Source organism: Acinetobacter sp. 22512 (assembly GCF_052044755.1).
Classification (GTDB): Bacteria; Pseudomonadota; Gammaproteobacteria; order Pseudomonadales; family Moraxellaceae; genus Acinetobacter; species Acinetobacter pittii.
On sequence record NZ_JBQENP010000013.1, the window covers coordinates 59,734 to 73,375 of the forward strand.

At 37.6% G+C, this 13,642-nt stretch carries 11 protein-coding genes; 10 read left to right on the top strand and 1 reads right to left on the bottom strand.

What is annotated here, in order from left to right:
• Window position 1 precedes the first annotated feature (1 nt).
• The 7 genes from ACTJJG_RS14055 to putP all read left to right on the top strand — a co-directional run bounded on the left by ACTJJG_RS14055 (window position 2) and on the right by putP (window position 7,448).
• Window positions 2–538 carry a DUF2058 domain-containing protein gene (locus tag ACTJJG_RS14055; RefSeq protein ID WP_002121466.1) on the top strand — a complete coding sequence of 179 codons (537 nt, stop codon included), beginning with the start codon at window positions 2–4 and terminating at the stop codon, window positions 536–538.
• 363 nt (window positions 539–901) lie between these two features.
• The gene (locus ACTJJG_RS14060; RefSeq protein WP_014206581.1) at window positions 902–2,749 is read left to right on the top strand and encodes an ABC transporter ATP-binding protein; all 1,848 of its coding nucleotides are present in this window, start codon (window positions 902–904) and stop codon (window positions 2,747–2,749) included.
• On the top strand, window positions 2,749–3,189 hold the full coding sequence (locus tag ACTJJG_RS14065; RefSeq protein WP_002121358.1) for a MaoC family dehydratase: 441 nt from the start codon (window positions 2,749–2,751) through the stop codon (window positions 3,187–3,189). The genes ACTJJG_RS14060 and ACTJJG_RS14065 overlap by 1 nt, the downstream gene beginning before the upstream one ends.
• Window positions 3,190–3,297: 108 nt before the next feature.
• A complete protein-coding gene (locus ACTJJG_RS14070; RefSeq protein WP_002121430.1) occupies window positions 3,298–4,323 on the top strand; it encodes an AraC family transcriptional regulator in 1,026 nt (341 codons plus the stop codon).
• A 37-nt stretch (window positions 4,324–4,360) separates the two neighbouring features.
• Window positions 4,361–4,735 carry a glycine cleavage system protein GcvH gene (gcvH, locus tag ACTJJG_RS14075; RefSeq protein WP_005069578.1) on the top strand — a complete coding sequence of 125 codons (375 nt, stop codon included), beginning with the start codon at window positions 4,361–4,363 and terminating at the stop codon, window positions 4,733–4,735.
• 102 nt (window positions 4,736–4,837) lie between these two features.
• A complete protein-coding gene (locus tag ACTJJG_RS14080; RefSeq protein ID WP_078210393.1) occupies window positions 4,838–5,545 on the top strand; it encodes an SIR2 family NAD-dependent protein deacylase in 708 nt (235 codons plus the stop codon).
• Between the two features lie 412 nt (window positions 5,546–5,957).
• A complete protein-coding gene (putP, locus tag ACTJJG_RS14085) occupies window positions 5,958–7,448 on the top strand; it encodes a sodium/proline symporter PutP (RefSeq protein WP_002121403.1) in 1,491 nt (496 codons plus the stop codon).
• A 33-nt stretch (window positions 7,449–7,481) separates the two neighbouring features.
• On the opposite strand, the gene ACTJJG_RS14090 is transcribed toward putP, so the two are convergent.
• Entirely contained in the window at window positions 7,482–7,970 is a 489-nt protein-coding gene (locus ACTJJG_RS14090; protein ID WP_002121376.1) for an Lrp/AsnC ligand binding domain-containing protein, read from the bottom strand.
• Between the two features lie 124 nt (window positions 7,971–8,094).
• On the opposite strand from ACTJJG_RS14090, the gene putA reads away from it, so the two are divergent.
• The 3 genes from putA to trmA all read left to right on the top strand — a co-directional run bounded on the left by putA (window position 8,095) and on the right by trmA (window position 13,620).
• Window positions 8,095–11,847 carry a trifunctional transcriptional regulator/proline dehydrogenase/L-glutamate gamma-semialdehyde dehydrogenase gene (gene putA / locus ACTJJG_RS14095; RefSeq protein ID WP_440608967.1) on the top strand — a complete coding sequence of 1,251 codons (3,753 nt, stop codon included), beginning with the start codon at window positions 8,095–8,097 and terminating at the stop codon, window positions 11,845–11,847.
• Between the two features lie 106 nt (window positions 11,848–11,953).
• On the top strand, window positions 11,954–12,421 hold the full coding sequence (locus tag ACTJJG_RS14100) for a GrpB family protein (RefSeq protein WP_017403197.1): 468 nt from the start codon (window positions 11,954–11,956) through the stop codon (window positions 12,419–12,421).
• 113 nt (window positions 12,422–12,534) lie between these two features.
• Window positions 12,535–13,620: a tRNA (uridine(54)-C5)-methyltransferase TrmA gene (trmA, locus tag ACTJJG_RS14105; protein ID WP_017386806.1), complete on the top strand. Its 1,086-nt coding sequence runs from the start codon at window positions 12,535–12,537 to the stop codon at window positions 13,618–13,620.
• The last annotated feature ends 22 nt before the right edge of the window (window positions 13,621–13,642 follow it).

Below are 13,642 nucleotides of genomic sequence, written 5' to 3' on the forward strand. Positions count from 1 at the left end.
CATGGTTAAAAATGCCTTACAAGCACAGCTATTAAAAGCTGGTTTAGTTGATAATAAAAAAGCAAAAAAATTAACAAAGCAAGCTCATCACGAACAACGTCTTGGACTAAGTAATGAAGCTGAAATCAAAGCAAATATTGAAAAAGCTCAACAAGAAAAGTTAGCTAAAGATCAGGCTTTAAATTTAGAAAAACAGAAACAGCTTGAAGAAAAAGCACTTAAAGCATCAATCATTCAGATGATTAAGCAGCACAAGATTACTGATTTTGCTGGGGATGTGGCTTATCAATTTATTGATGAAAATAAAATCAAAAAAGTGTATCTATCTCAGCAAGTTTATAATGCACTTGTTGCAGGTAGCCTAGTTATTGCTAAAGATCAAGATCAATACGCCTATCTTCCAAAAGCTTTAGGTGAAAAAATTGATCAAAAAATGCAAGGCTTCATTTTAATTAATAATGCTGAGAAAAACGAACAAGCCACTGATGAGGAAGATCCATATGCAGCATATGTTATTCCAGACGACCTAATGTGGTAATACAATACTTAGGCCTTTAGGATATAGATCTAAAGGCCTTTTCTAATTAATGTGTAGCTGTAATAATTTAACACATGTTCAAAATACTAAGAAAAAATACTTAAAGAATAAATTCCTTCACCCTTTATCTATTAATCTCGATATAATAAATAATACTTTTAGTCCTCGCGACGTTCTTGAAGATTTCTTCGAGTCTCCATTTTTGCGTCATGTATTAATTTAAGACGTACAACATTATCAGTTCATGTGTATTTGCATATATTCACAAGATCGAAACCCTAAGTGATATTGATCTAACTGACTTTTTGCAAATTAAATTGCAAAGATTTAATTAAGTGGCTTTTGTCTCAAAGGTAGTAATTCATGCTGAAGTGGTTTGAAAAACTTGTAGATCCCTACCCAACTAAAGGTTTAGATGAACCTTTACCAACTCGTTTTTTCCCATTTGTGTGGCAAGCTACGGAAGGCCTACGCCCTTACTTATTCTTACTTATTCTTTTTACAGCAGGTGCTGCAAGCTTTGAAGCCTTACTTTTTTCAAAGATTGGACAACTCGTAGACTGGTTAAGTAAAAGTCATCCGGAAAGCTTTTTAAGTCAGCATGCTACTGATTTACTCATTTTGATTGCAGTCTTATTTACCAATATCTTTTTTGTAAATATTCAATCTATTATCAAACATCAGATTTTATATAGTACCTTCCCAATGCGTTTGCGCTGGCGTTTCCATAATCTTTTATTGAAACAAAGCTTAGACTTTTTCCATAATGACTTTGCAGGACGACTTTCTGCTAAGGTTATGCAAACAGCGTTAGCAATCCGTGAGTTCTGGATTATTTTGGGTGACATGTTGGCATACGTCAGCATTTACTTCATTACAGTCAGCATTGTTCTTGGCGCAATTTCACCAATTTTACTTATTCCACTTTTAGTTTGGTTAAGCCTATTTTTATTAAGCGCATGGTTCTTTATCCCCCGCTTAAGTAAAGTTTCTCAGCAACAAGCCGATGCTAGAGCGATCATGACTGGCCGTGTAACAGATGCATACACCAACATCCAAACAGTAAAACTATTTGCCCATGCTGGTCGTGAAAGCCAATACGCAAAAGCATCTATGAAAGAGTTTATGACTACAGTCTATGCTCAAATGCGTTTAGGCACCCTCTTTGAAGTCAGCATCAATATGTTGTCTGCTGTTTTGTTTGTAGGTGTAATTGGTACTTCTGTTTGGCTATGGACCCAAGGTTTAGCAGCATTAGGTGTAATCGCAGCAACTACTGCAATGATTTTAAAACTTAATAGTATGGCTGAATTTATGATGTGGCATATGTCAGCCTTATTTGAAAATGTTGGAACCATTCAAGATGGTATGCAAACATTAGGTAAAAAAATCAATATTCAAGACAAACCAGATGCGAAACCACTTGCAGTGACCAAAGGTGAAATTGTATTTAAAGATGTAAGCTTTGCTTATAACAATAAAAATGTGATTGATCACTTCAACTTGCATATTAGAGCAGGCGAAAAAATAGGAATCGTGGGCCGTTCTGGCGCAGGAAAGTCGACGCTGATCCAGTTGCTTTTACATTTTTACCATCTTAAGCAAGGTGCCATTTTAATTGATGGTCAAAACATCGAAGATGTAACTCAAGATAGTTTAAGAGCTAATATTGCTTTAGTTACTCAAGATACGTCTTTATTGCATCGCTCAGTTGCAGAAAATATTAAATATGGTCGCCCTGATGCATCTGATGCAGACATGGAGAATGCTGTAAATAAAGCCAAAGCTGCTGAATTTATTCCGCAATTGGTTGATTTAAAAGGACGTAGTGGTTATAACGCTCAAGTAGGTGAACGTGGTGTTAAACTTTCTGGTGGTCAAAGACAGCGTATTGCCATTGCACGTGTATTCTTAAAAGATGCTCCTATTCTTATTTTAGATGAAGCAACTAGTGCATTAGACTCGGAAGTTGAAGCAGCAATCCAGTCAAGTTTAAATGACCTGATGGTTGATAAAACCGTTATTGCAATTGCACACCGTTTATCTACTATTGCACAAATGGACCGTTTAATCGTTCTTGATGAAGGTCGAATTGCTGAGCAAGGAACTCATGAAGAGTTAATTGCGCAAAATGGTATATACGCACAGTTATGGAAACGTCAAACAGGTGGTTTCCTAATTGAACAAAAAGTATTACAGGGTCAAGATTAATGCTTTATTTAGAAGATTTGAAAATTGGTGATCGTTTCATTAGCCGTGAATATGAAATTACCTTAGATGAAATCAAAAAATTCGCAAGCTCCTATGACCCTCAACCCTTCCATATAGATGAAGAACAAGCTAAGCACGATCCAATTTTTCAAGGAATTGCTGCTAGCGGTTGGCATACTTCTGCAATTACTATGCGGTTATGGACAGAATGTATGCCGATTCATGGCGGCCTGATTGGTTCAGAGTCTAGCTTACGGTGGCCACGCCCTACTCGACCAGGTGATAAAATTCATGTTGAAGCAGAAATTTCAGCGATCACACCATCCAAAACAAAATTAGATCGTGGTATTGTAAGTTACGTTACGCAAGCCTTAAATCAAAATGGTGACGTATTACTTATTTCAACAACAAAAATTGTTGTCTTTAAAAAGAATGTTTAAAACATGGTTGATATGATTGTCTAACAGTTTTTATAAACTCAGATTATATTTCATGACAAGATGTGTAAGAAATGCATGTGACAAATTGATGAGAGCAATGGAACGCATATGAAAATTACCTCAGCTCGTCAAGATCAAGGTATTCCGGGTGTCTATGGCTTATTGCTATTAGATGTTGTTTCACGTTGGGGATATAACGATGAAACATTATTTGCTCCATTTCATCTTACTAGTGAGCAACTGGCCGATCCTGATTATCGTATTTCTACACCTGTAGCAAACGAACTGGTTAAACACGCGCTTAATTTAACTGGTGAAACCACGTTGGGTTACCATCTTGGTACTCAAATGCGTATTTCGATTCATGGCTTCATTGGCTATGCGATTATGACAGCCAAAGACATTACTGAAGCAATTGCCCTTGCAGCACGCTTTATTCAACTACGACTACCTTTTTTACAACTCTATTTTTCAACGTTTGGGCCAAAAGCTACCCTACAATTACAGTGCGACATCGAACTTGAACCTCTACGGACAGAAATCGTTTTAGGTTTGACCATTGGCATCATGAGTATGGCTAAAGCGATTACGGGTATCGAAGATTTAGCTGGTGATGTAGATTTGGACTTTCCTGAACCAGAAGGCTTTGAAAAGTATAGAAATAAACTAAGCAGCACAATTCGCTTCAACCAGCCACATCTGATTTCAAGTTTTGATAAAAAATACTTAGGAATTAAATTAGTTAATGCTGATCCTATCGCAAGTCAGGTTGCTATTAATCAGTGCGAAGCTGAACTTTCTGCTTTAGGTGAACGCCGTCGTTTAGCAATGCGTGTTCGTGATATTTTAAGTAATTCTGAACAACATTATTTAAGCATCGAAAATGTAGCTGAATGTCTACACATGTCAGACCGTACACTAAAGCGCCAATTAGCAGCGGAAGGAACATCATTTTCAACGTTAGTTGATGAAGTACGTTATCGACATGCAACATCTTTACTTTCACGTACAGATTACAGTCTTGAACAAATTGCTGATGAACTTGGCTATTCGGACGTTGCAAATTTTAGCCGCGCTTTTAAACGCTGGAGTGGTCGCAGTCCGAGCAACTGGCGTAAAGACCCATACTTATAATGTTTAAAACTATTGGACACAAGCTTAAGGAGTTACCATGAATCATCCTTCTGAACTGAAGTATGCACGTACACATGAGTGGGTAAAGATTGAGGGTGATCTTGTTATTACAGGGATTACCGATCATGCACAAGATGAACTTGGCGATTTGGTTTACGTTGAAACTCCGGAAGTTGGGAGTAAAGTTACTGCTGGCGAACAAGCTGGTGTGGTTGAATCAGTAAAAACTGCTTCTGACATCCATGCTCCTGTTTCAGGCACTGTAGTAGAAGTAAATACTGACCTTGAAGATGATCCTGATTTTGTAAATGACGATCCATATGGAAAAGGCTGGATTTATAAAATCAAACCAGACAATATTGCAGATGTTGAAAAACTTTTAACAAATGCAGAATATGAAGCTGGCTTATAAAAGATAGCTATAGCTTTTCATATTTAATAAAAACCAGTTTAGTCTTAAACTGGTTTTTTCTTTATCTATTCAAAATCTATTCAAATTTAGTTTTACGAATCGGTGACTTCTATGACAAAGCTTGTTGTATTCTCTGGCGCTGGCATGAGTGCTGAAAGTGGAATTAGCACTTTTCGTGACAGTAATGGTCTATGGGAAAATTACGACATCCAACAAGTTGCCACACCTGAAGCATGGCAAAAGAACCCTGCTCTAGTTCAACGCTTTTATAATGAGCGACGTAAAAATATTTTAGAGGCTGAACCTAACGAAGCTCATCACTATATTGCCAAACTACAAGACTACTTCGACGTACAAGTGATTACTCAAAATATTGATGATTTACATGAACGGGCTGGAAGTTCTAACGTTTTACATTTGCATGGAAATATTCGTTTAGCGAAAAGCTCTGGCCCGAATGCACAATTTACAACACAGTTTTACGATATTAATGGTTGGAAGCTAGATTTAGAACAAGACTTTTGCCCAGATGGCTATCCGCTACGTCCACATGTAGTCTGGTTCGGTGAAGCTGTACCTGCTTATGAAGAAGCAATTCAATTAGTACAGAGTGCAGATATTTTTATTGTGATCGGCTCGACATTAAGCGTATATCCAGTTGCAGCTTTAGTTCATGAAATTTCAAATCAATGTAAAGCCTACTATATAGATCCAAATGCTGATCATCTGCGTGTTCCCCACCAATATGAATTATTAAAGATGTCAGCGACTCAAGGAATGCATAGACTTTTTGAAAATTTAATCGGCTAATTGCTATTTATAGACACTAAATAAGCCCAACGTGAATAAAAAAAATTATTAATTGAACAAAAAATTGTCGATTTTTTTAACTTTATTCTAAATTTCTATACATTTTTTTTGACTAATAGCCTATTTATAACTCTATATCGATTTAATTTTTTTCAGAATGGCGTTTTTTTACTGAAAAAATTTTAAAAAATAAATATTAAAAAATTATAAGTTAATGATTAATATTATAATTTTATATTTATAAAATCAATTTATTTCAAGTTACACAATGATACAAAAGTACAATATAAAAATAACAGTGCAAAAAAAATCTTTTGTGGTTGAATCTCAACCTCTTGGATGCCGTACAAGAAAACAGCGACCTGGATTAGGTTACAATCACGGATTATGGATATAAGGACACACATCCATTATGAGTTATTTTGATCCCACCCTCATCATGTTTATGGTGTACATCGTAGCAATGGTTCTTATCGGCTTATTTGCCTACCGTGCTACAAGCGACTTCTCAGATTATATTCTCGGTGGTCGTAGTTTAGGCAGTTTCGTAACTGCATTATCCGCAGGCGCATCAGACATGAGTGGTTGGTTGCTCATGGGTTTACCAGGCGCGATTTATCTTTCTGGTTTATCTGAAGCGTGGATTGCAATTGGTCTTATTATCGGTGCTTGGCTTAACTGGCTACTGGTTGCTGGTCGATTACGCGTTCATACTGAAGTCCAAAATAATGCACTCACGTTGCCAGATTATTTTACAAGTCGTTTTGACGATCAGAAAAAAGTACTTCGTATTTTCTCTGCCGTTATCATCTTGGTTTTCTTCGCAATTTATTGTGCTTCAGGCATGGTAGCAGGCGCCCGTTTATTTGAAAATTTATTCGGAATGTCATACACCACTGCTATTTGGCTCAGCGCAATTGCAACCATCAGTTATGTTTGTATCGGTGGATTCTTAGCGATTAGCTGGACAGATACATTCCAAGCTGGCCTAATGATTTTTGCTTTGTTATTAACACCAATTGTAACTTATCTTGCAATTGGCGATACAACACAATTTGTGACACTCATTGAAACTGCTCGTCCACATGCATTTAATATTATTTCAGATTTAAGTGTAGTGGCAGTTTTATCTTCCATGGCATGGGGTTTGGGTTACTTTGGTCAACCACATATCCTTGTACGTTTCATGGCTGCTGACTCTGTAAAATCAATCCCTGCTGCTCGTCGTATTGGCATGACTTGGATGATCCTGTGTTTAGTTGGTGCTGTCGGTGCTGGTTTCTTCGGTATTGCCTACTTCCAGCAACACCCTGAATTAGCAGCAGTTGTAAGCAAAAACCCTGAAACTGTATTTATGGAATTGACTAAAATCTTATTCAATCCATGGATTGTAGGTATCATTCTGGCTGCGATTTTAGCTGCTGTGATGAGTACATTGAGCTGCCAGCTTTTGGTATGTTCAAGTGCGCTAACAGAAGATTTGTACAAAGGCTTCATTCGTAAAAATGCATCTCAAAAAGAGCTTGTATGGGTTGGCCGTGTCATGGTTCTTGCGATTGCTGTTCTTGCGATTGCTCTTGCTGGTAACCCAGACAGTAAAGTTCTTGGCCTTGTTGCTTATGCATGGGCTGGTTTCGGTGCTGCATTTGGTCCGCTTATCATCTTGTCATTGTTCTGGAAACGTATGAATTTACAAGGTGCACTAGCGGGTATGATCGTTGGTGCAGTTGTAGTGATTGGTTGGAAAAATCTTTTCGCAGACACTGGTGTTTACGAGATTATTCCAGGCTTTATCCTTGCATTTATCAGCATCATTGTAGTGAGTCTTTTAACTAAAGCGCCAAACACGACAGTAACCGGCCGCTTTGAAAAAGCAGATGAACTCTACAAAGAAAGCGTATAAGTTATTGAAATAAATCAAGGGGCTTCGGCCCCTTTATTTATTTTTAATTTTGATTTTAATTTTTGAAGTATCTTTTACAACTTGCATGACTGGATAACTACGAGTCTCTTTTACCCCCGGCAATTGCCACAGCACCTGTCCCGCAATCCGTCTAAATTCTTCCATACTGCCACTTCGTAATTTAATTAAAAAATCAAAGCCACCGCTCACCATATGACATTCAACAATTTCTGGATAGTGAACCACAGCATCAATAAACTCATCTAAAACATTGGGTGTTGTTTTATCTAATAGCACCTCTACGAACACCAAAAAATTTGCATTTAACTTGATTGGATTCAATTTCGCTTCATATCCCAAAATGAAATCATCCTTTGTCAACTTCTGCACTCGAGCCATAACAGCAGTTGGCGACAAGTTAACAAGTTCGGCTAATTTACTATTAGAAATTCGCCCATCTGTTTGAAGAATATCCAAAATTTTTAAATCAGTACGGTCAAGGCTTAATATTGGGCCATTCATCTGAATTTTCCTCTAAAAAATGGGCTAAATATAGTGAGTTATTCGGTGTTTCTTCTGTAATGATAAATTATCTAAACCTCTCTACTCAAGATGAGTTTACGAGAGCTGGTTGGCGGAAACAGATATGAACACAATGGATACTTTTCATCAAATGGATAAATCTCACCAAGGCTATATCACCGAATTCAACGATAAAAGTGAGTTTGAACAACGCATCAATACAGCTTGGCGACGTGCTGAACCAGAAGCTGTAGAAGAGCTATTACAAGCTGCCGCGGTATCTGATGATTTAGATCATAAAATTTATGATCTTGCTTTTAATCTTGCCAATAATTTACGTGAACGTAAGACCTCTTCGGGCAAAGCAGGTATTGTTCAAGGGCTATTACAAGAATTCTCTCTTTCTTCACAAGAAGGCGTGGCGCTCATGTGTCTAGCCGAAGCTTTGCTTCGTATTCCAGACTCAGCAACACGTGATTTGCTTATTCGAGATAAAATCAATCAAGGTAACTGGAAAGAACATGTTGGCCAAAGCAGCTTAATGTTTGTAAATGCTGCAGCATGGGGCCTCATGTTAACTGGTAAGCTCATGGAAACTCCTAAGCAAACCAGTCTTTCAAGTGTACTTACTGGCCTTTTAGCACGCAGTGGACGTGGCATCATTCGTAAAGCTGTTGACGTTGCAATGCGTATGATGGGTGAACAGTTTGTAACTGGTGAAACCATTGAAGAAGCTGTAGATCATGCGAAAGTACTCGAAGACAAAGGTTTCCGCTATTCTTACGATATGTTAGGTGAAGCAGCCTTAACCGAACATGATGCTGAACGCTACTTTAACGATTATACGCAAGCCATTCATGCAATTGGTAAAGCGTCTAATGGTAAAGGTGTTTATGATGGTCCGGGTATTTCAATTAAGCTTTCTGCTTTACACCCTCGCTATCAACGCGCGCAAATTGAACGTGTTCATCAAGAACTTTACGGCAAAGTATTTGAACTCGCTCGTTTGGCTAAAAAGTACAATATTGGCTTAAATATCGATGCTGAAGAATCAGAACGTTTAGAAATTTCTCTTGAGTTACTAGAACGTCTTTGCTTCGAGCCAGAACTTGCAAACTGGAAAGGTATTGGTTTCGTTATTCAAGCTTACCAAAAACGCTGTTTCTTCGTGGTTGATTATATTATTGACCTTGCTAAACGCAGCCAAAAGCGTCTCATGATTCGCCTTGTAAAAGGTGCATATTGGGATAGCGAAATTAAGAAAGCACAAATCGAAGGTATGGATGACTACCCTGTCTTTACTCGTAAAGTACATACCGATTTATCTTATATCGCATGTGCTAAAAAATTACTTGCAGCGCCAGAGTTCATCTATCCGCAATTTGCCACTCATAATGCTCAAACATTGGCAACGATCTATCATTTAGCGGATCCAAGCAAATATTATGCTGGACAATATGAATTCCAATGCTTACATGGCATGGGTGAACCTCTTTATGAACAAGTTGTTGGTTCACGCGAGCAAAATAAATTAGGCGTACCATGCCGTATTTATGCTCCTGTTGGTAACCACGAAACTTTGTTAGCTTATTTAGTTCGTCGTTTACTCGAAAATGGCGCGAATACTTCATTCGTTAACCGTATTGCCGATAAAACACTTAAAGTTGAAGATCTTATCCAGTCTCCAATTTATGATATTCGTCATGCAGCTAAGCTTGAAGGTTCAGTTGGTTTAAAACATCCATCAATTCCTCTACCTTTAGATATGTACGGAACACTTCGTAAAAACTCTAAAGGTTATGACTTAGCAAATGACACCCCACTTGCAGCTTTAGATAGCACAGCTCAAGAATTACGTAATCGTATTTGGCAAAGTCATCCATTATTGGAAAATAACGAGTCGTTAGAGCAAGGTCATTCTGTTGCAATTACAAACCCAGCACAAAATGATGAAATTGTTGGTTATGTGCAAGAAGCTGATCTTAAGCATGTTGAAATTGCGCTTAATGCAGCTGAACAAGCTCAATCAGAATGGTCAAATACGCCTAAAGAACACCGTGCTCAATACTTAAAACGTGCAGCTGACCTAATGGAAGGTCGCATTCAAGAATTGATGGTTTTGCTTTGCCGTGAAAGCGGAAAAACTTATGCCAATGCGATTGCAGAAGTTCGTGAAGCTGTAGATTTCCTACGTTATTACGCAACTCAAGTTGAGAATCTTCCTGCAAATACAGCTATTCAACCTTTAGGTACTGTACTTTGTATTAGCCCGTGGAACTTCCCTCTTGCAATTTTCTCTGGTCAAATTGCTGCAGCATTAGTCAGTGGTAACTGCGTTATTGCTAAACCTGCTGAACAAACCCCATTAATCGCAGCTCAAGCAGTTCAGATTTTATGGGAAGCTGGTATTCCACATGGTGCTGTACAGTTACTTCTTGGCCGCGGTGAGACAGTCGGTGCTCAGCTTAGCCAAGATAGCCGTATTGATGGCATCATGTTTACTGGTTCGACTGAAGTTGCAAAAATTTTACAGAAAACCGTTGCGAAACGTTTATCTGAAAATGGTCAATCGATTCCTCTCATTGCAGAGACTGGCGGTCAAAATGCAATGATTGTGGACTCATCAGCATTAACTGAACAAGTCGTACTTGATGTTGTAAGTTCTGCTTTTGATAGCGCGGGTCAACGTTGCTCTGCTTTACGTATTTTATGTGTGCAAGAAGACAGTGCTGTAACCGTGATTAAAATGCTTAAAGGCGCAATGCAACAGTTGATCGTAGGTAACCCTGCGATTTTAAAAACTGACATTGGTCCTGTTATTGATGACGAAGCAAAACAGACGATTGATCAACACATTCAAAAAATGAAGTCAAAAGGCTATCCAGTACATCAGTTGATGTTTGGTGCAACAAGTCAGAATGAACTAGATAAAGGAACCTTTGTTGTACCAACAGCAATTGAACTCCCTAACCTTGATGATTTGCAGCGCGAAGTTTTTGGTCCAGTTCTCCACATCATTTCCTATAAGTATGGTGAGCTTGAGCAGTTGATCTCACGTATTAATGCCAAAGGTTATGGTTTAACAATGGGTCTACATACCCGTATTGATGAAACCATTCAAACGGTCATTCAACATGCTGAAGTTGGTAACCTTTATATCAACCGTAATATTGTGGGTGCTGTCGTTGGTGTACAACCATTCGGTGGTGAAGGTTTATCTGGTACAGGCCCGAAAGCTGGTGGTCCGCTTTACATGTATCGCTTGATGCAGCATTGTTCAAACAAAGTATTAGCAACACCATTTGCTATGAAGACTGAGCAAACTGCTTTTGAAGGCTTTAACCGTGAGGTTTATAAGAGCTTACAAAATTGGGCAAAACAACATTTACCACAAGCAAATCGTGAAATTGAACCATTTGGTGTAGGCAAGTTTTATGAGTTACAAGGTCCTACTGGGGAAAGTAACCAATATATTATTTTGCCACGTCATCGTGTTCTTTCTATCGCTGATACAGAACAAAATCAGTTGCATCAGTTGCTCGCAATTTTTGCAGTGGGTAGCCAAGCGGCCGTAATGCCAAATAGTCCGTTATTGGCAAAATACAAACAAACATTGCCAAAAGATGTGCTTGCTGCAATTACTACAGTTAAAAATATCGCATCAGATGATTTTGATGCAGTTTTACATCATGGTAATCGCGAAGAGATCTTCTCATTACAGCAAGAAGTTGCTAAACGTTCTGGTGCAATTGTTAGTATTACACATGTTGAACCAAATGAGGCTATTCCACTTGAGCGTTTAGTGATTGAACGTGCAATTAGTGTGAATACAGCTGCAGCTGGTGGTAACGCAAGCTTAATGACAATGACTGATTAATCGATAATTTTCAAAAAAAAGCCCAAATCTCAGTATTTGGGCTTTTTTATTTAATAAAGTAATCTATTCCTAAATATATAAATTTTATCAATTCGAGATTCTAATAATGATTTTTTTAGAACCAGAACAATATCAACAAAGATGCGCTCAACTTTTTAATTCGTATAAAAAAGATATTTCCACACTTCTACCCTTTGCCAAAATTGAGCACATTGGTTCATCTGCAATACCGAATGCTATTTCAAAAGGTGATCTAGATATTTATGTTGAAGTTAAACCTGATCAATTTAAATTCGCAATTGAACGCTTAAAAACACTTAATTTTATCGAAAAACAAAATACATTAAGAACACATGAGCTTTGTATGCTCGAATCACTCAACAATGATGATGTAGCATTTCAAATTGTAGTCACGGATTCAGTATTCACATTTTTCTTAGCCTTTAAAAATAAGCTTATAAAATCACCCACGTTGGTTAATGAATATAATCAATTAAAATTACAGTGTAGCCATTTAGACCCCGATCAATATAGAACAATAAAATCAGATTTTATTAATCGTGTTTTAAATTAGCTCTAGTTTAGGTACCTGCTTTCTCTTATGAATATCTGGTTAAAATTGGCTCCTGTAAGTTCAATTTTTTTGATACCATTCACTATTTGATTCTGTCTAAATTTTCTTTGTCTATGACCTCTTCTTATCGTCAACAACTTCAAGCTAAAATTGAACGCATTACTACTCAATTTTCTGAATTTACACCACCTACATTAGAAGTGTTTGAATCACCTGAACAACATTTCCGTATGCGTGCTGAATTTCGTATCTGGCATACAGAAAATGATATGTTCTATGCCATGTTTGAGCGTAATAATGACGACAAGCAAAAAACCGTTGTACGCATTGATGAGTTTCCAATTGCAGATCAAAGCATCAATGATTTAATGCCAAAACTTTTGGAAAAACTCAAAGCTGAGCCTAAGCTCTCTAACCGTTTATTTGAAGCTGATTTCCTCGCAACACTTAGCGGAGAAATGTTAGTTACCCTCATTTATCACCGTAAACTGGATCAAGAATGGGAACAAGCCGCTAAAGCGCTTGCCGATAAATTAGATATTAAGATTATGGGCCGTAGTCGTGGCCAGAAAATTGTTATTGGCGATGATTTCGTCGTTGAAGAATTCGAACTTTTAAATCGTTCATTTAAATATAAACAAATCGAAAGCAGCTTTACTCAACCTAATGCACAAGTTTGCAAAAAAATGCTGCAATGGGCATGTGACGCAGCTGAAGGATCAAAGAAACACTTACTAGAACTTTATTGTGGTAATGGTAATTTTACGCTTCCGCTCTCTTTAAAGTTCGAACGAGTATTGGCTACCGAGCTTGCAAAATCCTCTGTTTATGCAGCTCAATGGAACATTGAACAAAACCAAATTGATAATATTCAAGTAGCACGCCTATCGGCTGAAGAGTTTACTCAAGCTTATCAAGGTGAGCGCGAATTCCGCCGCCTACAAGAAGCGAATATTGATATTCAGAGCTATGACTTTGACACCGTATTTGTAGATCCACCACGTGCAGGAATTGATGATGAGACTTTAAAACTTCTACAAGGTTTTGAACGTATTATCTACATTTCATGTAACCCTGACACGTTATATGAAAATTTAAAAACGCTCAGTCAAACTCATCGAGTGACTAAATTTGCCTTATTTGATCAGTTCCCTTATACACATCATGTAGAGTCTGGTGTTTTACTTGAGAAGATTTAAACAAAATCTTTCATTGTAAAGT

Coding starts and splice junctions, on each gene's coding strand:
- ACTJJG_RS14055 (WP_002121466.1), top strand. CDS start 2: ATGGTTAAAAATGCCTTACAAGCACAGCTATTAAAAGCTGGTTTAGTT.
- ACTJJG_RS14060 (WP_014206581.1), top strand. CDS start 902: ATGCTGAAGTGGTTTGAAAAACTTGTAGATCCCTACCCAACTAAAGGT.
- ACTJJG_RS14065 (WP_002121358.1), top strand. CDS start 2,749: ATGCTTTATTTAGAAGATTTGAAAATTGGTGATCGTTTCATTAGCCGT.
- ACTJJG_RS14070 (WP_002121430.1), top strand. CDS start 3,298: ATGAAAATTACCTCAGCTCGTCAAGATCAAGGTATTCCGGGTGTCTAT.
- gcvH (WP_005069578.1), top strand. CDS start 4,361: ATGAATCATCCTTCTGAACTGAAGTATGCACGTACACATGAGTGGGTA.
- putP (WP_002121403.1), top strand. CDS start 5,958: ATGAGTTATTTTGATCCCACCCTCATCATGTTTATGGTGTACATCGTA.
- ACTJJG_RS14090 (WP_002121376.1), bottom strand. CDS start 7,970: ATGAATGGCCCAATATTAAGCCTTGACCGTACTGATTTAAAAATTTTG.
- putA (WP_440608967.1), top strand. CDS start 8,095: ATGAACACAATGGATACTTTTCATCAAATGGATAAATCTCACCAAGGC.
- ACTJJG_RS14100 (WP_017403197.1), top strand. CDS start 11,954: ATGATTTTTTTAGAACCAGAACAATATCAACAAAGATGCGCTCAACTT.
- trmA (WP_017386806.1), top strand. CDS start 12,535: ATGACCTCTTCTTATCGTCAACAACTTCAAGCTAAAATTGAACGCATT.